The organism is Labrenzia sp. C1B70 (assembly GCF_000475395.1).
In the GTDB taxonomy this organism is placed as follows: Bacteria; Pseudomonadota; Alphaproteobacteria; order Rhizobiales; family Stappiaceae; genus Roseibium; species Roseibium algicola.
The window spans coordinates 212,929-232,138 of the sequence record NZ_AXCE01000002.1 but is presented as its reverse complement, the minus strand read 5'-3'; the positions used below and the strand labels follow the sequence as shown (position 1 = coordinate 232,138).

19 protein-coding genes are annotated in these 19,210 nt (G+C 60.4%); 10 read left to right on the top strand and 9 right to left on the bottom strand.

All coding sequences use genetic code 11. The features are described from left to right. The 6 genes from Q666_RS35745 to dnaK all read right to left on the bottom strand — a co-directional run bounded on the left by Q666_RS35745 (nucleotide 1) and on the right by dnaK (nucleotide 5,945). Entirely contained in the window at nucleotides 1-519 is a 519-nt protein-coding gene (locus tag Q666_RS35745) for a GNAT family N-acetyltransferase (RefSeq protein WP_031268713.1), read from the bottom strand. Nucleotides 520-525: 6 nt separating this feature from the next. Then, complete coding sequence (hslV, locus tag Q666_RS35740) at nucleotides 526-1,086, bottom strand: ATP-dependent protease subunit HslV (protein WP_022999130.1); 561 nt, start codon at nucleotides 1,084-1,086, stop codon at nucleotides 526-528. Nucleotides 1,087-1,260: 174 nt separating this feature from the next. Continuing rightward, entirely contained in the window at nucleotides 1,261-1,836 is a 576-nt protein-coding gene (locus Q666_RS35735; protein ID WP_022999131.1) for an NADPH-dependent FMN reductase, read from the bottom strand. Nucleotides 1,837-1,961: 125 nt separating this feature from the next. Beyond that, the gene (locus Q666_RS35730; RefSeq protein ID WP_022999132.1) at nucleotides 1,962-2,624 is read right to left on the bottom strand and encodes an rRNA adenine N-6-methyltransferase family protein; all 663 of its coding nucleotides are present in this window, start codon (nucleotides 2,622-2,624) and stop codon (nucleotides 1,962-1,964) included. A 105-nt stretch (nucleotides 2,625-2,729) separates the two neighbouring features. Then, on the bottom strand, nucleotides 2,730-3,860 hold the full coding sequence (dnaJ, locus tag Q666_RS35725; RefSeq protein ID WP_022999133.1) for a molecular chaperone DnaJ: 1,131 nt from the start codon (nucleotides 3,858-3,860) through the stop codon (nucleotides 2,730-2,732). 162 nt (nucleotides 3,861-4,022) lie between these two features. Then, nucleotides 4,023-5,945: a molecular chaperone DnaK gene (dnaK, locus tag Q666_RS35720; RefSeq protein ID WP_022999135.1), complete on the bottom strand. Its 1,923-nt coding sequence runs from the start codon at nucleotides 5,943-5,945 to the stop codon at nucleotides 4,023-4,025. Nucleotides 5,946-6,300: 355 nt separating this feature from the next. Between dnaK and Q666_RS35715 the strand changes: the two genes are divergently transcribed. Together Q666_RS35715 and Q666_RS35710 are read left to right on the top strand one after the other, a co-directional pair. Further along, nucleotides 6,301-7,134 carry a hypothetical protein gene (locus Q666_RS35715; RefSeq protein ID WP_031268714.1) on the top strand — a complete coding sequence of 278 codons (834 nt, stop codon included), beginning with the start codon at nucleotides 6,301-6,303 and terminating at the stop codon, nucleotides 7,132-7,134. A gap of 19 nt (nucleotides 7,135-7,153) precedes the next feature. Next, complete coding sequence (locus tag Q666_RS35710; protein WP_022999138.1) at nucleotides 7,154-7,777, top strand: alpha-ketoglutarate-dependent dioxygenase AlkB; 624 nt, start codon at nucleotides 7,154-7,156, stop codon at nucleotides 7,775-7,777. A 4-nt stretch (nucleotides 7,778-7,781) separates the two neighbouring features. On the opposite strand, the gene Q666_RS0132710 is transcribed toward Q666_RS35710, so the two are convergent. Further along, a complete protein-coding gene (locus tag Q666_RS0132710) occupies nucleotides 7,782-8,252 on the bottom strand; it encodes an OsmC family protein (RefSeq protein WP_031268715.1) in 471 nt (156 codons plus the stop codon). Between the two features lie 81 nt (nucleotides 8,253-8,333). Here Q666_RS0132710 and Q666_RS35705 point away from each other — a divergent pair, with 81 nt between their 5' ends. After that, entirely contained in the window at nucleotides 8,334-8,954 is a 621-nt protein-coding gene (locus tag Q666_RS35705; protein ID WP_022999140.1) for a GntR family transcriptional regulator, read from the top strand. Nucleotides 8,955-8,977: 23 nt separating this feature from the next. Here the strand turns inward: Q666_RS35705 and ubiB are convergent, their stop codons facing one another. After that, nucleotides 8,978-10,558, bottom strand: a complete 1,581-nt coding sequence (gene ubiB / locus Q666_RS35700; protein ID WP_022999141.1) for a 2-polyprenylphenol 6-hydroxylase — start codon at nucleotides 10,556-10,558, stop codon at nucleotides 8,978-8,980. Nucleotides 10,559-10,561: 3 nt separating this feature from the next. Next, the gene (gene ubiE, locus Q666_RS35695; RefSeq protein WP_022999142.1) at nucleotides 10,562-11,365 is read right to left on the bottom strand and encodes a bifunctional demethylmenaquinone methyltransferase/2-methoxy-6-polyprenyl-1,4-benzoquinol methylase UbiE; all 804 of its coding nucleotides are present in this window, start codon (nucleotides 11,363-11,365) and stop codon (nucleotides 10,562-10,564) included. A gap of 241 nt (nucleotides 11,366-11,606) precedes the next feature. Here ubiE and mutM point away from each other — a divergent pair, with 241 nt between their 5' ends. From mutM to recF, 7 genes are all read left to right on the top strand, one after another. Then, nucleotides 11,607-12,500 carry a bifunctional DNA-formamidopyrimidine glycosylase/DNA-(apurinic or apyrimidinic site) lyase gene (gene mutM, locus Q666_RS35685; protein ID WP_022999144.1) on the top strand — a complete coding sequence of 298 codons (894 nt, stop codon included), beginning with the start codon at nucleotides 11,607-11,609 and terminating at the stop codon, nucleotides 12,498-12,500. 155 nt (nucleotides 12,501-12,655) lie between these two features. Continuing rightward, nucleotides 12,656-13,429: an enoyl-CoA hydratase gene (locus Q666_RS35680; RefSeq protein ID WP_022999145.1), complete on the top strand. Its 774-nt coding sequence runs from the start codon at nucleotides 12,656-12,658 to the stop codon at nucleotides 13,427-13,429. A 175-nt stretch (nucleotides 13,430-13,604) separates the two neighbouring features. Continuing rightward, nucleotides 13,605-13,871: a 30S ribosomal protein S20 gene (rpsT, locus tag Q666_RS35675; protein ID WP_022999146.1), complete on the top strand. Its 267-nt coding sequence runs from the start codon at nucleotides 13,605-13,607 to the stop codon at nucleotides 13,869-13,871. A 674-nt stretch (nucleotides 13,872-14,545) separates the two neighbouring features. Continuing rightward, complete coding sequence (locus tag Q666_RS35670) at nucleotides 14,546-14,956, top strand: rhodanese-like domain-containing protein (RefSeq protein ID WP_081713168.1); 411 nt, start codon at nucleotides 14,546-14,548, stop codon at nucleotides 14,954-14,956. A gap of 154 nt (nucleotides 14,957-15,110) precedes the next feature. Further along, nucleotides 15,111-16,586, top strand: coding sequence for a chromosomal replication initiator protein DnaA (gene dnaA, locus Q666_RS35665; RefSeq protein ID WP_022999148.1), 1,476 nt, complete (start codon nucleotides 15,111-15,113; stop codon nucleotides 16,584-16,586). A 260-nt stretch (nucleotides 16,587-16,846) separates the two neighbouring features. Next, complete coding sequence (gene dnaN / locus Q666_RS35660; RefSeq protein ID WP_022999149.1) at nucleotides 16,847-17,965, top strand: DNA polymerase III subunit beta; 1,119 nt, start codon at nucleotides 16,847-16,849, stop codon at nucleotides 17,963-17,965. Between the two features lie 38 nt (nucleotides 17,966-18,003). Beyond that, nucleotides 18,004-19,152, top strand: a complete 1,149-nt coding sequence (gene recF, locus Q666_RS35655; RefSeq protein ID WP_022999150.1) for a DNA replication/repair protein RecF — start codon at nucleotides 18,004-18,006, stop codon at nucleotides 19,150-19,152. The last annotated feature ends 58 nt before the right edge of the window (nucleotides 19,153-19,210 follow it).

The window sequence follows — 19,210 nt, the reverse complement described above, 5'->3', positions numbered from 1 at the left end:
TTAAGACACGCCTTCTTTACTTACGAGTTCCATCAGCAGGCAGTCGCCGGTGCGTCCCAGAAGCGCTTCGATCTCCTGAAAGCCCGCCTTGCGATAGGCCTTCAGGGCCCTGAGATTGGCCGGATCCGGATCGATGATGATCCGTTCGTGACCTTCCTCGCGCAACTGGCGGACAAACGCCTGCAAAGTTCTTGTTCCAAGTCCCCGGGACAGATCTTCCTCGAATGCAATCGAGAGGTCGACACCGACAGCCTCTGCCGGCAGCCGCTCCAGCCAGGGATAATCCGCCGCAAATGCGCTTCCCTGCTGATCGCCGACACACCAGACCTGGATATAGCCCTTGTCGGTGCCGTCTTCCTGAAAGATGAGAGGCCGGGTCGTATCCCTGCCTTCGACCATGTCCCGGATATTGCTCAACTCTTCGTCCGGATCGCCCCACCATTGCCGCCAGTGCGGCCGCGCCAACCAATTCGCCAGCATGGGCAAATCCTCGGCGGTGACGGGGCGAAACGAAATCATCGGCCTTTACTCGGCCGTATCCAGCGACTCGACCGTCACGCTGGCGTTTGTGTAAACGCAGATTTCCGCCGCAACCGCCATCGCCTTGCGGGCTATGGTTTCTGCGTCAAAGTCGGTATCTGCCAGGGCACGTCCGGCCGCAAGTGCATAGTTGCCGCCAGACCCGATACCCATGACGCCCCCTTCGGGCTCCAGGACGTCGCCGGTACCGGTCAGCACCAGCGACACGTTCTTGTCGGCCACCAGCATCATTGCTTCCAGTCGGCGCAGATAGCGGTCGGTCCGCCAGTCCTTGGCAAGTTCCACGCAGGCGCGCATCAACTGGCCGGGGTACTGTTCCAGCTTCGCTTCAAGGCGCTCGAACAGGGTGAAGGCATCGGCGGTTGCACCGGCAAAACCGGCAATAACCTCACCCTTGGCCAGCAGGCGTACCTTGCGGGCGGTGTGCTTGATCACGGTCTGGCCGAGGGAGACCTGGCCGTCACCGGCGATCACCACCTTGCCACCCTTGCGCACCATCATGATCGTCGTACCGTGCCACTGGGCCGGTTCGCGCGTTTCGCTCATTCAATCCTCTTGGCAATCTTCATGGTCATCTTGTCTGCCGCCCTATGTAGGCGGCAAATCCGGTATTTCCAAGCAGTCAATGGGATGCGGCCCTGTTAAGCTCGGCTATGAAGCCGACCGAAATCGGCTCAAGACACACATTTTCAGGGCGATTTCTGCCGGCAATTCGAAGCCTCAGTGCGACATCTCGATCCGGGTTGCCCGCAAAAGTGCGTCCACCAGCTTGTCGAGCTGGCCGCCTGCCCGTTCATCGGAAAGTTCGCCCTTGTCGTCGAACGCGCCCGCCGCCTTGGGTACGGCCACCATCTGCGGCAGGACCATTGCTCCAAGGCCGACTTCCAGAATGGTGCGCATGCCGATCAGACCGCGCATGCCGCCGAACGCGCCGGCCGAAGCTGCACCGAGTGCAAAGACCTTGGTCTTGTAGGGATCGCCCGGTTCCTTCACGCGGCTGATCCAGTCCAGGGTGTTTTTCAGCAGCGGCGAGATACCGGCGTTATATTCCGGACAGGACAGAAAAATGCCATCCTGCGCCAGGAACAAGCGTTTGAGTTTCCTGGCATTTTCCGGAACGCCATTCGTGTCCTCCAGATCGCCGTCGTAGATCGGCAACGGATAGTCCTTCAGCGACAGATGCGTCACCTGAGCATCCAGGATTGCAAGTTTCTTGGCGGCCAGCGCCGTCAGTCTGCCGTTGAAGGAACCGCTTCGGACCGAGCCCGAGCAAACGAGGATCTTCGGATTGCGCATCAGAACCTACCCTACATATGTCCGGCTCGCGCGTGGCACCGCAGTGAACCGCCTGAGGGCAAGTTTAGAGCGCTTTTCGGGAAATGGGAGTGCTTCCTGCCCGCTGTCCCCTGCCGTCTGAGCCCTCAATGGGCCTTGCGGTAAACCCAGACGCGTGCCGGAGGCAGGTTTTTCCAGACCCAGTCCGAACTGAAGACGGAGACAGAGCGGTTGTCCGGCTTCACCGGAGCGACCAGCCCGTAGGAAAACTGGATGAAGGGCGCGCCCGGTTTCAGAATTTCCAGAGCTTCCGCCAGCAGCGCCTTGCGGACCGTTTCCGGTCGCGTCAGCAGCGGCAGGGACGACACGATGCCATCAAGCGAATGGCGCTGGTCTTCCGCAGCCGACAGCGTATCGCCGGCGCGCGAGAGGGTGGCGCCAAGGGCGTAGGCATCACCCTGGACAATTTTCAGGCCGGGGTATCTGCGGGTCAACAGTTCGCAAAATTCCGGGCAATACTCGATGAGCCTGACCTGTTGGGAGGAAAATCCACGGTCAAGAATCGCCTTCGTGACGACGCCGGTTCCCGGCCCGAGTTCCACAACCCTTGAATGGGGACGCGGTGTCAGAAAGGACGCCATCTTGGCGGCGAGCTCTGGCCCGGAAGGGGCAACGGCACCGGTTCGAAGCGGGTTCTGAGCCCAGGAACGGATGAATTTGACTTCATCGAGCACCTTCGCCCGAACGGCACTTGCCTTCTCAAGCTTTTCCCGAAAAGCTTCCCGGCGCGAGCTATTGCGTTTCAGCATCTTTCCTCACTCACATCCCCCACGCGGGGAATATAGGAGTGATTGCAATAAGATGCCATGGGCAAGCGCACATATTGCACGCATACGTCACCCTTTGCAGACTGCTTATGCACCGAGATTATCGATGAAATCCTTCACCTTGGAGAAAAACCCAGCCGATTCCGGGTGATTTTCACCGGAGGATTCCTTCTCGAATTCCGCCAGAAGCTCACGTTGGCGTCGGGTCAGATTGGTCGGTGTTTCGACCGTGACCTGAATATACATGTCACCGTGCTGGCTGGAACGCATGATCGGCATGCCCTTGCCGCGCAACCGGAACTGCTTGCCGGTCTGGGTGCCTTCGGGCACCTTCACGCGGCTGGTCGACCCTTCGACCGTCGGCACGTCGAACTGACCACCCAGGGTCGCGGTCGACATGGAAATCGGCACGCGGCAGTAAAGATCGGCGCCGTCGCGCTGGAAAAGCTCGTGCGGCCTTATGGAGAGGAAGATATAGAGATCGCCCGCGGGGCCACCGCGCACGCCTGCTTCACCTTCACCTGCCAGCCGAATACGGGTTCCGTCCTCGATACCGGCCGGAATGTTGACCGACAGCGTGCGCTCCTGGGTCTTGCGTCCGGAGCCGCTACAGCTTTCGCACGGATCGGTAATCACCTGGCCGCGTCCCTGACAGCTCGGACAGGTGCGTTCCAGAGTGAAGAAGCCCTGCGCGGCACGCACGCGGCCTGCCCCGCCACAGGTGCGGCAGGTAGTCGGGCTGGTTCCGGGCTTTGCGCCCGAACCGGAGCAATCGTCGCAGGTAACGCTGGTGGGAACCTCTATCTCCACCGTCTTTCCGGTGAAGGCATCCTCCAGCGTGATATCCAGATTGTAGCGCAGGTCCGCGCCACGTTCGCGTCCGCCCGACCGGCGGCCACCGCCGCCACCCATGCCGAAGAATTCCTCGAAGATATCGGACATGGTGGAGGAAAAGTCGTGGGCACCGGCACCGCCGCCGCCAAAACCACCGTTTTCGAAGGCCGCATGGCCGAAACGGTCATAGGCTGCACGCTTCTGGCTGTCCTTCAGCGTGTCATAGGCCTCGTTGACTTCCTTGAACTTGGCTTCGGCGGCCTCGTCGCCCGGATTGCGGTCCGGGTGAAATTGCATGGCCATCTTGCGGTAGGCGCTTTTCAGCGCTTTTTCGTCCGCCTCACGCGAAACACCCAGCACCTCATAGAAATCACGTTTCGACATCAAGATCTTCCGGTCTTGTTGTTGCACCGCTGGCGGCCTGGCAAATGCCGGCGCCAATTACGGCGAAGGCGCCGCGCACAAGTGCCCTTTCATCAGGCAGTCGAGCGACCGGCGCCAGGATTGGACCAGCCAGCCGGAACACGGCTGGCTGGTATTTTTCGGTTATGCGGATTTTTTGTCGTCGTCTTCTTTGACTTCTTCAAAATCCGCATCAACGACATCGTCTTCGGCCTTGGCTTTCGGATCAGCTTCCTCGCCGTCTTCTGCCTGGGCGTCAGCCTGAGCTGCCTGATACATGGCTTCGCCAAGTTTCATGGAAGCTTCTGCCAGAGCCTGGGTCTTGGCCTTGATGTCTTCCAGGTCTTCACCTTCAAGAGCAGACTTCAGGGAGGCGAGCGCGGTCTCGATCGCGGACTTGTCGTCCTCGGAAACCTTGTCGCCGTAGTCCTTCAGGGACTTGTCGGTGGAATGAACAAGGGATTCGCCCTGGTTCTTGGCTTCCACCAGTTCCTTCCGCTTCTTGTCCTCATCGGCGTGGGATTCAGCGTCCTTGATCATCTGGTCGATGTCGCTGTCGCTGAGGCCGCCGGAAGCCTGAATGCGAATCTGCTGTTCCTTGCCGGTGCCCTTGTCCTTCGCGGACACGTTGACGATACCGTTGGCGTCGATGTCGAAGGTGACTTCGATCTGCGGAACGCCGCGCGGTGCCGGCGGCAGGCCGACCAGGTCGAACTGACCGAGGATCTTGTTGTCCGCAGCCATTTCGCGCTCACCCTGGAAGACGCGGATGGTCACGGCCGTCTGATTGTCTTCAGCGGTCGAGAACACCTGGCTCTTCTTGGTCGGGATCGTCGTGTTGCGATCGATCAGACGGGTGAAGACACCGCCAAGCGTTTCGATGCCGAGCGACAGCGGGGTCACGTCGAGCAGCAGAACGTCCTTGACGTCGCCCTGCAGAACGCCGGCCTGGATCGCAGCGCCCATGGCCACGACTTCGTCCGGGTTCACACCCTTGTGCGGGTCCTTGCCGAAGAAGGTCTTCACGGTTTCCTGGATCTTCGGCATGCGGGTCATGCCGCCGACCAGAACCACTTCGTCGATTTCACCGGGAGCAAGACCTGCGTCTTTCAGAGCGGCTTTCATCGGCTCGATGGTGCGCTTGACCAGATCTTCAACCAGCGACTCGAACTTGGCGCGGGTGAGTTTCAGCGTCAGGTGCTTCGGACCGGAAGCGTCCGCCGTGATGAACGGCAGGTTGATTTCGGTCTGGGAAGAGGACGACAGTTCGATCTTCGCCTTTTCCGCAGCTTCCTTCAGGCGCTGCAGGGCCAGCTTGTCGTTCTTCAGGTCGATGCCCTGGTCCTTCTTGAACTCGGACGCGAGGTAGTCGACGAGAACCATGTCGAAGTCTTCACCGCCGAGGAAGGTGTCGCCGTTGGTGGACTTCACTTCGAAGACACCGTCGCCGATTTCCAGGACGGAGACGTCGAACGTACCGCCACCAAGGTCGTAGACCGCGATGGTTTTACCGTCGTTCTTGTCGAGACCGTAGGCAAGCGCTGCTGCCGTCGGCTCGTTGATGATGCGCAGGACTTCAAGACCCGCGATCTTGCCGGCATCCTTGGTTGCCTGGCGCTGCGCGTCGTTGAAGTATGCCGGAACGGTGATCACCGCCTGGGTCACTTTTTCGCCGAGATAGCTCTCTGCGGTTTCCTTCATCTTCTGAAGGATGAAAGCGGACACCTGGGACGGGGAGTATTTGTCGCCGTTGGCTTCCACCCATGCGTCGCCATTGTCGGCCTTGACGATTTCGAACGGGACAAGCTTCTTGTCCTTGTCGACGGTCGGATCGCTGTACCGGCGACCGATCAGGCGCTTGACTGCAAAAAGGGTGTTGGTCGGGTTCGTGACCGCCTGGCGTTTTGCCGGCTGGCCGACGAGACGCTCGCCATCGTCGGAGAAGGCCACCATCGACGGGGTGGTGCGGGCGCCTTCTGCGTTTTCAATTACCTTGGAATCCTTGCCGTCCATGACGGCGACGCACGAGTTCGTCGTGCCGAGGTCGATACCAATGACCTTTGCCATATCTGCCTCTCTTTCTAGCAAACCGGATAGACCCAAAAAGGCGTCATTCCGGCTCCTCTCAGTTGGGTTCCGGGTTCCCCCGGACATCGCGCCAGAACGCTAGGCTCATGATTTGGCGCGAAGCTTGACCGCTATATAGGTGGATGAAACTTTGCCTGCAAGACATCTGTCCACTGACATTTCACAGACCTTCCGTTCTTCGCCGATATTTCTTCCCAGATCGTTACCAGCATTGTCAGCTTTGCGAATTCCACATGCAATCGGCACATGGAGGCGAGGTTTTGCTCAAACCTTGCGGACAATACGGTTAACATCGCCCCGTCACCGCAATGGCAACGCGGAAAGGAGACCCGAATTGCGAGATCCCAGCCTCTGGAATCGGCTTCAAGCCTGCCACCCGGACGATGTGGAAGCGGATTTCCCGTTCTCCGCGCGCCTTGCCCGAGACAATGGCTGGAGCAAAAGCTTTGCGGGACGGGTCGTTGTCGAATATCTGCGGTTTGCCTATCTCAGCCGGCTTGGTGAAGGCATCGTGACGCCGAGCGACGAAGTGGACCAGGCCTGGCATCTGCACCTGACCTACACCAGACATTACTGGGGCCCATTCAAGGAAGCGCTCGAAGGTCCACTGCATCACATGCCGACAAAAGGCGGTCCGGAACAGGAAGTCCGATTCCGGCAGGCCTATGCAAGAACGCTCCGGCTCTACCGGTCGGAATTCGGCGCCCCGCCTGTGGACATCTGGCCACCGGAGGAGATCCGGTTCGGCAACGCACCGGGCTTTGTCCGCGTGAATGCGCAGGATGTGTGGATCATCCGCAAGCCGGACTGGCCGAACCAGGTCGCAAGACTTGCCGGTAAGGCTGCGAATGCGCCCACCGCCGTCCACTGCGCCCTGCTGGCCGTCATGTCACTGCTTCTGGGCACCAGGCTGGCCTTTGCCCATGGCGAGGCGCAAGGCGATACCCTCATCGAGAGACTGCGCAACATGGTCTGGCACTGGGCCACCATGCACACGGCCGAGTTCCTTATTTCCCTGTTCATCATCGCCGTGGTGCTGATCATCCTCTTCAAGAAATCGACCGGTGGAAATTCTTCCGGATGCAGCTCAGGCTGCGGCACCAGCAGCAGCGGTGACGGAGGCGGCGGTGGCAGCTCCGGCTGCAGCGGTTGCGGCGGGGGCGACTAACGACCGGCGACAATTGACCATGCAGGAAATTCCCATAAACGGCCTGAGCGGACTTTATTATCTGCCGGGTTATTTCGACCGCGAGGGCCAGGAACAGCTCCTGGCACATATCCGAGCGATCGTTGCCGAAGCGCCCTTGTTCCAGCCGGTAATGCCTAAAACCGGAAAGCCATTTTCGGTGCGCATGAGCAACTGCGGGCCGCTCGGCTGGGTGTCGGATATCCGAGGCTATCGCTACCAGCCGGCGCACCCCGAAACCGGCCAGCCATGGCCAGCCATGCCGGATGCCTTGACGCACCTGTGGAAGGACGTTGCCGGAACGGCGCCACCACCCGAAGCCTGCCTGATCAATTTCTATGATCCCAGTGCCCGCATGGGCCTGCACCAGGACAGGGATGAACAGATGTTCGAAGCCCCGGTCGTCTCGGTTTCCCTGGGAGACACCGCCACCTTCCGTGTTGGCGGCGTGAACAGGAAGGATCCGACCAAATCCTTCCGCCTTCAATCCGGTGACGTCGTCGTACTTGGCGGTGAGGCTCGACTGGCCTTTCACGGTATCGACCGCGTGCTAAAGGGAACTTCGACGCTTCTGAAAAACGGCGGCCGGATCAACCTGACCCTTCGGCGCGTCACTCCGCCCTGAATTCCTACGTTGCCACGTAGGTTGCCTCGAAGCTCACCGGAAAATTCACCGAGCGGGCGATGAAGCAAACCTTGTGGATCTCGTGGTGGATTGCATCGGCCGTTGCCAGGTCCGTGCCCTTGGGCACGGTGATGACCGGCTTCAACACAGCGCGCAGAAAACGGCCAGCACCCGAGGGCTCGGTTTCCCCCGTCGCTTCCGGCGCGTCCTCGTATCCCATGACGGCAATGCCTGCATCGCTTGCCAGATGCAGGTACCAGAGCATGTGGCAGCTCGCCAGGGAGGACAGGAGCAAGTCCTCCGGATTATGGAGCGCGGGATTTCCCCCCAGTAGCGGGTCGTTCGAACAGGAAACCGGAGGCTTTCCAGGTGTTCGTATCTCCCAGGTCCGGTCATAGGACCTGTAACTCCTCGTCCCCTCGCCCCGGTTTCCCGTCCAGTGGATGAGGGTTGTGTAGCCGTGCTCTTTGCTCATGCTTCCTCCAAAATGTATACATTTATACATTTTTGATTTACAGGCTGCTGTCAAGGCTCTATTGAAATTTCGGGAGGCGCCATGTCCGCAGAAAAAATCGCAGCCACGCTTGAAACCGATATCATCTCCGGGATCTTCCGGCCGGGTGAGGAAATGAAACAGGGAGAGCTTGCTGCCCGCTTTTCGGTCAGTCGCATTCCCGTGCGCGATGCCCTGCAGCTGATGGCCGCCCGGGGCCTGATCGACCTTGAGCGCAATCGACGGGCTCGAGTGATCAGTCTTACCCCCGCGGAGATTGATGAGGTCTACCATCTGCGCGTGCTTCTGGAGACCGATTGCCTGCGGCAATCAATCCGGCGGCTGGAAGCAGACGATCTTGTGAAGATCGAAGTAGCCCTTGCCCACTCCAGCATAGACGCGGCAACCGACCGGTGGGCCGACGGCGACTGGGCCTTTCACAAGAGCCTTTATATGCCTGCAAGACGCCCAAGAGAGCTGGCGATGATCGAGGATCTTCGGCGGACCTGCCGCATTCACATTGCCGGCTACGGCGTTCTGCCGACACTCACCGACAGGTGGCTGAAGGACCATGAAGACCTGGTGGCAGCGATGAAGTCACGCGCGGAAGACCAGGCGGCAGACATTCTGGCCCGCCATATCGCGGACGCGCGACAGACATTGCTGGACGCAATGCCCGGCTGAACCTTCAGAGTGCCAGCCGAACCTCAGAAAAGCATGTAGGTCGCCACGACCGCGCAGGCGGCAATGACCCACAAGGCAGCCCGCCCCGAGCGGGTATGACGTGCCTCTGCACGACCAATTGCTTCTGCGGTCTCGTCATCGAACCTGAGGCCGCCCTGTGTCATCCTTTCCAGCTCTTCCGACATCCGACCGATCCTGTCGGCAAAGAGCGGCATGTCGTTGGCAATGCGCGCCAGTGCCGACAGCGCATCACCGGCATCACGCAGTTTGCCGACCGGACCAAGGTTGTCCTTGATCCAGGTGCCGACAACGGGTTCAGCCGTCCGCCACATGTCCAGATTGGGATTGAGCGAACGCGCCACGCCTTCGACCACGACCATGGTCTTCTGCAACATGATCAGCTGGGTCTGGGTGCTCATCTCGAAGAGTTCCGTCACTTCGAACAGCTGGGTCAGCAGGCGGGCCATGGAGATTTCGCTGGCATCGTGACCGTGGATCGGCTCGCCGATGGCACGGATCGCCTGGGCGAACATGTCGACATCCTGATGCGCGGGCACATAGCCGGCCTCGAAATGCACCTCCGCCACCCGTCGGTAGTTGCGGGTGATGAAGCCGAACAGGATTTCTGCCAGGAACCGGCGTTCGCGCTTGTTGAGACGGCCGATGATGCCGAAGTCGACGGCAACCAGGGTGCCGTCGGGCTCAACGAAGAGATTGCCCTGGTGCATGTCTGCATGAAAGAAGCCGTCGCGCAGCGTGTGGCGCAGGAAGCTCTGGATGACGGCAGCCCCCAGCGCTTCCAGGTCATGGCCATCTTCCTTGAGGCCCTCGACGTCCGACATCTTGCGGCCGTCGATCCATTCCATGGTCAACACGCCCTTGGCGGTGCGCAGCCACTCGACAGCCGGAACGCGGAACCCCGGATCGTCAGCGGTGTTCTCGGCCATTTCCGACAGGGCCGCGGCCTCCAGACGGAAGTCCATTTCCATTGCGACCGACTGGGCCAGCGTGTCCACGACCGCAACCGGCCGAAGGCGCCGCGAGGGCGGATGGAACCGTTCGGCCAGGCGAGCGACGAGGTAGTAGCTTTCAAGATCGCGCTGGAAGCGGCGGGAAACGCCCGGCCGCAGCACCTTGACCGCAACCTTTCGCTCCGTGCCGTCCTGATCGAGGATCACGGCCGGATGAACCTGGGCAATCGAGGCAGCGGCAACGGCTTCGCCGAAGGACACGAAGACCTCATCGAGCGGCTTGCCGAGCTGCTCGGCTACCGCGGCGCAGGCCGCATCATGATCGAACGCCGGCAACCGGTCCTGAAGGGCTGACAGTTCGCGAGCGGCTTCCTTGCCGACCACATCGGCCCGGGTCGCCAGGAACTGACCAAGCTTCACATAGGACGGCCCAAGCTTGTTCAGCGCGTCGGACAGGCGAAGGTCTGCCCGCTTGTTGCGAACCGACCGACGCTCCAGAAGCCGCGCCATGGCAATGGCGAACCGAGGCCCGGCCGGCAGGTCGGGAAGCGAAACGAGGCCGAAAACGCCCTCGCGCGCCATCACGAAACCCGCCCGCGCCAGGCGGAGAAAAGGCATCACGGGAAGGGCCATGTATCAGAGTTTCCAGCCGTAATGCAGGGCGGCGATACCGCCGGAGTAGTTGCGGTAGCCGACACGCTCGAACCCGGCTTCGCGGATCATGTCCGCAAAACGTTCCTGGTTCGGGAAATTGCGGATCGATTCCACCAGATACTTGTAAGGGTCACCGTCCCCTGTCACCCAGCGGCCCATGGCCGGGATCGCGTTGAAGGAAAAGGTGTCATAGACCTTGTCGAGCATCGGCACGTCGACTTCGGAGAACTCCAGACACATGAAACGGCCACCCCGTTTCAGAACCCTGCGCGCTTCCCGCAGCGCCTTGGGAATGTCCGGCACGTTGCGGATACCGAAGGCGATCGTATACGCATCGAAACTCTTGTCGGGAAACGGCAGTTCCTCGGCATTGCCCTGGCTGAAGGTGATGAGATCCGACAGACCAGCCTTTTCGGCCCGGTCGCGGCCGACGCCGAGCATGCTTTCGTTGATGTCGCACACCACGGCACGGGCTGTGTCATTGGACCGGCGAACCACGCGGGTGGCGATGTCGCCGGTTCCGCCGGCCACATCCAGCAGCCGCCAGTTGGAGGCAGCTGTCTTGGGCGGTGCCAGGAACGAGACCATGGCATCCTTCCAGACCCGGTGAAGGCCGCCGGACATGAGGTCGTTCATGAGGTCGTAGCGCTCGGCAACCTTGTGAAACACATCGTCCACCAGTGCCTGCTTTTGCCCTTCGGCAACCTTGGTAAAGCCGAAACTGGTCGGCATTTCTTCCGGTGCGCGGTTCGACCTGGCCGAATGCCCCTGTGCCTGTTGCGTCATGAAAGCGCCTCCAAGATCACCCCGCGCCGCGACAAGACTGCCGGGCGGCGGCGGGTTCGATCACTTCTTACCCGTTGGACAAGCCACCTGTTGAAAGAGCTGGCGGATTGCCGTTTCGAAACTATCTTCAAAGTGCGCCGGACCATAGTACAAGCCATTGGCGAGCGCTATCTGTGCCGGCCACCAAAAACCATATGCCGCAGGCCTATAGCCTGCCATGACAGCGGATACCAGACCTCTCATGCCCGAACTCCCGGAAGTCGAAACCGTCAAGCGCGGCCTTGCCCCCACTTTCGAAGGGGCTCTTATTGCCAAGGTCGACCAGAACCGGCCGGACCTGCGCTTTCCTTTTCCGGACGGTTTCGCCGACCGCTTGACCGGACGAAGGCTGACCGTGCTGTCGCGCCGGTCGAAATACCTGTTGGGCGATGTCGACAGCGGCGATGTGCTGGTCATGCACCTTGGCATGTCTGGATCGTTCCGGATCGAAAACGATCTTTCCGCGGATACGCCAGGCGCTTTTGCCCATGCGCGCAGCAAAGACCCCAAACACGACCACGTCGTCTTCCATCTGGAGACCGTTGACGGCGGGCGAGCCCGGATCGTCTACAACGACCCGCGCCGGTTCGGCTTCATGGATCTCATTGCCCGTCCCGTGCTCGCAGACCATCCCTTTTTCCGTGAGCTCGGCCTGGAGCCTCTCGGCAACGACCTTGGCGGCGAAACACTGGCGCGACTTTTCAATGGCCGGAAGACGCCGCTGAAGGCGGCCCTGCTCAACCAGAAACTGATTGCGGGCCTTGGCAACATATATGTGTGCGAAGCGCTCTGGCGCACCGGGCTCAGCCCGGAACGGGCTGCCGGCACGCTGGTGACGAAAACAGGCAAGCCGACAAAAAAGGCGGAAGAACTGGCCGCCAATATCCGCGCCACCCTGGAAGATGCCATCCGGGCAGGCGGGTCCTCGCTGCGCGATCACACCCAGGCAGACGGCACACTTGGCTACTTTCAGCACTCGTTTGCCGTCTACGACCGCGAAGGCCAAGCTTGCCGGACACCGGGCTGCAAGGGCACCGTCGCCCGGCTGGTCCAGTCCAACCGGTCAACCTTCTACTGCCCGGCCTGCCAGAGCTGACTTGTCCTATCGGTCAAGCTTGCCAGACCCGCCCGACCTCGGGTAGGCATTGCCGGTGAAGTACACGTCCAGGAAACCGCAGGCACCAGGAGCCGGGCTCGAGAAAGACCTGGTCATCCGGCCCGCCGCGGTTTCCAGCACTGGGAGCGGGCAACATGGGATATGAGAACATCCGCGTCGAAAAACGCGGAAAAGTCGGTCTGATCACTCTGGATCGGCCGAAAGCCTTGAATGCACTCAATTCGGCCCTGGTTGCCGAACTCGGCACGGCGCTTGACGGGTTCGATGCGGACGAGCGGATCGGCTGTATCGTCATCACCGGCTCGGAAAAGGCCTTTGCCGCCGGTGCCGACATCAAGGAAATGCAGCCGCACAATTTTTCGTCCGCCTATCAGACGGACCTGATCACGCCCTTCGACCGGGTTTCGCGCAACCGCAAGCCGATCATCGCCGCCGTGGCGGGTTATGCGCTTGGCGGCGGCTGCGAGCTGGCCATGCTGTGCGACTTCATCATTGCCGCGGACACGGCCAAGTTCGGCCAGCCGGAAATCACGCTCGGCGTTATTCCGGGCGCTGGCGGCACTCAGCGTCTGACGCGGTTCGTCGGCAAGTCCAAAGCCATGGAAATGGTCCTGACCGGCCGCATGATGGACGCGGAAGAAGCCGAGCGCAGCGGTCTCGTCAGCCGTATCGTTCCGGCGGACGACTTGCTTGAAGAAGCACTGAAAGCGGCTGAAAAGATCGCCGATTTCTCTCTGCCTGTCGTCATGATGGCCAAGGAAAGTGTCGACCGGGCCTATGAAACCACCCTGTCGGAAGGCGTCCGCTTCGAACGGCGCGTGTTCCAGGCCCTGTTTGCCCTGGAAGACCAGAACGAAGGCATGAGCGCCTTCACCGAGAAACGTACGCCGCAGTTCCGGAACAAATAAACTACGGCGTTCAACGATAAAGCCGTTGACGGCGTCCGAAAGCGCGATTATAAGCAGCGCCCAATCGGTGGCGGTTTTCCGCCGCCGTTGTTTTTTGATCGGGTCTTGCAGCTTTGGCTCCCTTGTCCCGATCGCCACCGGACACTAGTCCCAATTACCGATCAGGATAGAGCCCATGGCCAACACACCATCGGCCAAGAAGGCGGCCCGCAAGATTGCCCGCCGGACGGCCACGAACAAAGACCGTCGCAGCCGCGTGCGCACGTTCCTGCGCAAGGTTGAGGAAGCAATTGCTTCCGGCGATCAGGCCGCTGCAAACGAAGCCTTCAAGGTTGCGCAGCCGGAAATCATGCGTGCTGCCGGCAAAGGCACGATGCATGCCAACACGGCCTCCCGGAAGGTTTCCCGCCTCAATGCCCGTATCAAGGCACTCAGCGCGTAACCGACCCGTCATACGACCGTTAAAAAGACCCGGCCACAGTGCCGGGTTTTTTTTAGCCACGCAATTTTGTGGATGACGAAATTTGACAACTCATACGCGCAATATTGCAATTTCTACCGAGTATAATAGTGTCAGGAAAAACGTTTATTTTTCAGATATTTACGCACATGTACCATTGAGAGAAGGCGATCAATCCGGATTCGATACGAGTCAAGCTATCAGTTCCGAAATTTTTTTTGAAATTGTTGTTTTTGAAATGTGACAGGGCGCTTCAGAGCGAAAAGTCATTGCGGTAAAACACATTTGCTCGCTCGCCAGCAGGGGCCAAAAACACAGTGACGCGGGGGGAGAAACCGGCACTTTCCGCCATTCGCAAAAACCCGCTGTTGCCCCTTCGGTCGCGGTCTGTATATTAACAATACGGCTGGCGGGTAAGACCAGCGACCAACTTAAAGACGGTGCTTGGAAAACAATGAAAAAGTTAAACCGGACCATCGCTGAGCACATCAAATCCAGTTCACGGAATGAATACGTTAGCGTATTCGAACACTCGGGCATTTAGCCTGAAGTAACCTTCTTCTTTCTCAAGAAAATCTTGAAGAATACTTTTGATCAATAGCGTCACGCTATTGAAGGGGGCGGCTTTGCAATTTCAGGGTGGATATGCAGGAAATGTGACTGCGCAGGAGGCCTTTGACGGTCTTGCCGAGCAGCAGGAAGCAATTCTTGTCGACGTGCGCACACAGGCCGAATGGTCCTTTGTCGGGGTGCCGGACCTTCGTCCGCTCGGCAAGGAGCCGATCCTGGCCGAATGGCAGAGCTTTCCGTCGACCGGACCCAATCCGGCATTCGCGGAATCGGTTTCTGATGTTCTCGTCAAAAAAGGACTTGACCGGAACGCGCCAATCTATTTCTTGTGCCGCTCCGGAGCACGGAGCCAGGCAGCTGCGATCGCCCTGACGCAGGCCGGCTTTACGCAGTGCTTCAATATCTCCGATGGTTTCGAGGGCCCACTCGGCCCGGATGGCCACCGTGGGACCCAGTCCGGCTGGAAGGCCGCCGGATTGCCCTGGATTCAAAGTTAGTTACCCTGCCCATCGACAGGGTCAGGTGAAGGGAGATTTTCCTTCGCCATATAAATAACCGTCCCAAAAGGGACATTATAATGCTGCAAAAGCAGCAAGGCGTCGAAGAACGGCTGTGGCGGACTGTTCTTCACATTTACAGGAGGCAGATGACATGCAGGTTCAGGAGGCAGGCGGCTCCGAACAGTGGAAACGGGTGAAGAAGCAACTTCGCGCAGAATTGGGCGATGATGTTTTTACCAGCTGGTTTGCACGTGTAGACCTCGAGGAACATCAGGACGGCACCGTTCGTCTGTCTGTTCCGACCCGGTTTTTGAAGCAGTGGATTCAGAACAATTACAACGATCAGCTGATGGGTCTCTGGCAGCGTGAATGTGACAACGTTCACCGCATCGAACTGACGGTACGCGGCGCAATCCGCCCACGTCAGACCCCGATTGCCAAGCCGAGCCTCGCAGCACCCCAGGGCAGCAAGCCGGCGGCTGCAGAAACCCGTTCCGACGCACTTTCCGACGCGGCACAGGTAACCCGGGCCCAGGCGGCAACCGCGGCTCTCGGCCGAGGTGAGACCAGCTCGGACAACGCTCGTGATGTACTGCAAGGTGCGGCGCTCGATCCGAAATACACATTCGAGACCTTTGTCGAAGGCGAGTCCAACAATCTGGCCCTGGCTGCGGCCCGGCAGGTTGCTGCCGGCGGCGCGGTCACATTCAATCCGCTTTACCTGCATGCCTCCGTCGGTCTGGGCAAGACCCACCTGATGCAAGCCGTGGCCGCAAAGGCACGGGCGTCCGGTCGCAAGGTGCTCTACCTGACGGCCGAGCACTTCATGTACAAATTCGTTGCCGCCCTGAAGTCCCAGTCCGCACTGGCCTTCAAGGAGAACCTGCGCACGATCGATCTTCTGCTGATCGACGACATGCAGTTCCTGCACGGCAAGCAGGTGCAGCAGGAGTTCTGCCACACCCTCAACGCCCTCATCGACGGGGCCCGCCAGGTGATCGTGGCCGCAGACCGCGCGCCGTCCGAACTTGATACTCTCGACGACCGTGTCCGCTCACGCCTGTCCGGCGGCCTGGTGGTCGGCATTCAGGAACCGGATTTCGCACTGCGCCGGAACATCCTGGCCACGCGCGTCGATACGGCCCGCAAGACCTACCCGCAGTTCGACGTTCCGGAAGGTGTGTTGGATTACGTCGCGCGCCATGTTGCCTCCTCGGGCCGCGACCTTGAAGGCGCGCTCAACCGGCTGATCGCGCACAACCAGCTGACCAACCAGCCGATCACGCAGGAAATGGCCGAGATGACCCTGCGCGACCTGGTTCGCTCCAGCGAGCCGCGCCGGGTGAAGATCGAGGACATCCAGCGGGTGGTCTCCAAACACTACAATGTCACCAAGGCGGATCTGCTGTCGGCCCGGCGTACCCGGACCATCGTTCGCCCGCGCCAGATCGCCATGTATCTTGCCAAGGTGATGACCCCGCGCTCGCTGCCGGAAATCGGTCGCCGGTTCGGCAACCGGGACCACACAACGGTTCTGCACGCTGTCCGCAAGATCGAGGAAATGGCGCGTGCCGACTATGCCCTGGCGCAGGAGCTGGAACTGCTCAAGCGCATGCTTGACGCCTGAGGCGGCAAGCTTCGGAAACGGGCCTTTTGCGGATGCCTGCCTGAATTCATACGGGCATCCGCCAGCCTGATCCCGGATCGCGCTAAACCAAGGTTAAAATACACGATATTCTACCAAAATTGGGGGCGTTCGGGCAGAACGCCCCCTTGCTTTTGGAGCCGGTTAAGGGCAGTGTCGTCCACCCCGCTCCACACCGGAGCCAAGAATATTCAATCAGCCCGGCAGTTCAGCCAGGCGCTTCATGAGTACGGAACGAGAGTATGAAAGCGACCCTCGAGCGGACCGACCTCCTCAAGTCCTTGACCCATGTTCACCGCGTGGTCGAACGCCGGAATACCATTCCGATCCTGTCGAACGTTCTTCTGCGCGCCGATGGCGGCGCGATCAACCTGAAGGCAACGGACCTCGATCTGGAAATCGTCGAAAGCGTTCCGGCCATGATTGAATTGCCGGGTGCGACCACCGTTCCGGCACACATGTTCTACGACATAGTTCGCAAGCTGCCGGAAGGCTCGCAGGTGGTTCTGGAAACCACCAGCGACAACGCCACGCTGGAAATCCGTGCCGGTCGCTCGAAGTTCACCCTGCAGATGCTGCCGGAAACCGACTTCCCGGACCTGACCGCGGGCGACTTCAGTCACGGTTTCGCACTGACAGGCGCCGATATCCGCAAGCTGATCGACGCGACCCAGTTCGCGATTTCGACCGAAGAGACCCGTTACTATCTGAACGGTATCTACCTGCACACGGTAGACGCGGGCTCCGGTCTCCAGTTCCGCGCTGTTGCCACAGATGGCCACCGTCTGGCCCAGGCAGAAGTGCCGGCGCCTTCCGGTTCGGCCGGCATGCCGGGCATCATCGTGCCGCGCAAGACCGTTGGCGAGATCCAGAAACTGCTCGAGAACCCGGAAGCCAATGTCCAGGTCGAGCTTTCCGATACCAAGATCCGCCTCACGACCGGCTCCGTCATCCTGACGTCCAAGCTGATTGACGGCACCTTCCCGGACTACGGCCGGGTGATCCCGCAGAACAACGACAAGGAAATGCGCGTCGACCGGGACGAGTTCAAGGAAGCTGTCGACCGCGTGTCGACGATCTCTTCCGAACGTGGCCGTGCCGTCAAGCTGTCGCTAACCGAAGGTCGCCTGGTGCTGACCGTGAACAACCCGGATTCGGGCAGCGCGACGGAAGAACTTGCCGTCGAATATGATGCCGATCCGTTGGAAATCGGCTTCAACTCCCGCTACCTGCTCGACATTGCCAACCAGCTGTCGAGCGATACGGCCCTGTTCCGTCTGGCGGACAGCGGCTCGCCGACCCTCATTCAGGACAACACGGTCGACGACTGCCTGTTCGTTCTCATGCCGATGCGGGTCTGATCTAGCCGGCACGCCCAAACAGTAGCGGAAGTGGGGTCATGACAGATTACCGGACGGCGCGGCTGACCCGTCTGTCGCTGACCGGCTTCCGCAACTACAGCACGCTGACATTGCCGATGGCGGCCAGGATGGTCGCCTTCGTCGGCCCCAATGGCGCCGGCAAGACCAATATTCTGGAAGCCATATCCTTTCTGACTGCCGGCCGCGGCCTGCGCCGGGCGGCCCTTGCCGACATTGCGCGCAAGGACGGCGATGGCAGCTGGAGCGTTGCCGCAACAGTTCTCTTGGATGGGTTCGAAACCAAAATCGGCACAGGCTTGGTGGCCGGCACCTCCGGGCGCAAGGTGCGTATCGACGGCGAGGAAGTTCGCGGCTCGGAAAGTCTTCTGGACTACATGCGGGTGCTCTGGCTCGTGCCTTCAATGGACGGGCTGTTCACCGGCCCCGGCTCCGACCGTCGCCGTTTTCTTGACCGGCTGACGCTGGCGATCGACCCGACCCACGGCCGCCGGGTCAGCGACTTCGAAAACGCCCTTCGTCAACGCAATCGCCTTCTCGATCAGGGCGGCTCCGATGCCTTTCTCAGCGCGCTGGAACAGCAGGTCGCCGAGCTCGGCACCGCCGTCTCCATCGCCAGGGCAGAGACCGTCGACCTGCTCAGCCGGATGATTGCCGGCCAGGCGGCCCAGGACCTGCCGTTTCCCCATGCTTCAGTTTCCCTCGAAGGTGCCTTCGAGGCGGAAACTGCCGGTTTGAGCGCCTCCGACCGGGAGGACCGCTACCGCCAGATGCTGCAGGACGGCCGACACCGCGACCGGGCCGCCGGGCGCACGCTCAACGGACCGCATCTGAGCGATCTCACCGTTCATCACGCAGCCAAGGCGATGCCGGCTTCGCAATCCTCGACCGGGGAACAGAAAGCGCTGCTGATAGGCCTTATCCTTGCGCATGCCGAACTGACGGCAAAGGTGTCGGGAATGACGCCTGTCCTGCTGCTTGATGAAGTCGCCGCGCATCTCGATCCCGACCGTCGTTCGGCCCTGTTTTCGAAGCTGGATTCCCTTGGCGGACAAGTCTTCATGACCGGTACGGACGAGGCCCTTTTCGAGGCTTTGCCGGTGGAAGCCGAAGTGTTTGAGATCCGGGAGCACCAGGGGCGCCTGCTGAAGCGAGGCGAGGCCCCTTAAATCCGCCGGAATCTTATGGTTTTCCACCAGAATCCCTTCGCTGGCTTGGCTATGGCCG

Coding starts and splice junctions, on each gene's coding strand:
- Q666_RS0132710 (WP_031268715.1), bottom strand. CDS start 8,252: ATGAGCAAAGAGCACGGCTACACAACCCTCATCCACTGGACGGGAAAC.
- Q666_RS35735 (WP_022999131.1), bottom strand. CDS start 1,836: ATGCGCAATCCGAAGATCCTCGTTTGCTCGGGCTCGGTCCGAAGCGGT.
- ubiE (WP_022999142.1), bottom strand. CDS start 11,365: ATGACGCAACAGGCACAGGGGCATTCGGCCAGGTCGAACCGCGCACCG.
- dnaN (WP_022999149.1), top strand. CDS start 16,847: ATGAAAGCGACCCTCGAGCGGACCGACCTCCTCAAGTCCTTGACCCAT.
- Q666_RS35745 (WP_031268713.1), bottom strand. CDS start 519: ATGATTTCGTTTCGCCCCGTCACCGCCGAGGATTTGCCCATGCTGGCG.
- Q666_RS35705 (WP_022999140.1), top strand. CDS start 8,334: ATGTCCGCAGAAAAAATCGCAGCCACGCTTGAAACCGATATCATCTCC.
- Q666_RS35710 (WP_022999138.1), top strand. CDS start 7,154: ATGCAGGAAATTCCCATAAACGGCCTGAGCGGACTTTATTATCTGCCG.
- dnaJ (WP_022999133.1), bottom strand. CDS start 3,860: ATGTCGAAACGTGATTTCTATGAGGTGCTGGGTGTTTCGCGTGAGGCG.
- mutM (WP_022999144.1), top strand. CDS start 11,607: ATGCCCGAACTCCCGGAAGTCGAAACCGTCAAGCGCGGCCTTGCCCCC.
- Q666_RS35680 (WP_022999145.1), top strand. CDS start 12,656: ATGGGATATGAGAACATCCGCGTCGAAAAACGCGGAAAAGTCGGTCTG.
- rpsT (WP_022999146.1), top strand. CDS start 13,605: ATGGCCAACACACCATCGGCCAAGAAGGCGGCCCGCAAGATTGCCCGC.
- recF (WP_022999150.1), top strand. CDS start 18,004: ATGACAGATTACCGGACGGCGCGGCTGACCCGTCTGTCGCTGACCGGC.
- ubiB (WP_022999141.1), bottom strand. CDS start 10,558: ATGGCCCTTCCCGTGATGCCTTTTCTCCGCCTGGCGCGGGCGGGTTTC.
- Q666_RS35730 (WP_022999132.1), bottom strand. CDS start 2,624: ATGCTGAAACGCAATAGCTCGCGCCGGGAAGCTTTTCGGGAAAAGCTT.
- dnaK (WP_022999135.1), bottom strand. CDS start 5,945: ATGGCAAAGGTCATTGGTATCGACCTCGGCACGACGAACTCGTGCGTC.
- hslV (WP_022999130.1), bottom strand. CDS start 1,086: ATGAGCGAAACGCGCGAACCGGCCCAGTGGCACGGTACGACGATCATG.
- dnaA (WP_022999148.1), top strand. CDS start 15,111: ATGCAGGTTCAGGAGGCAGGCGGCTCCGAACAGTGGAAACGGGTGAAG.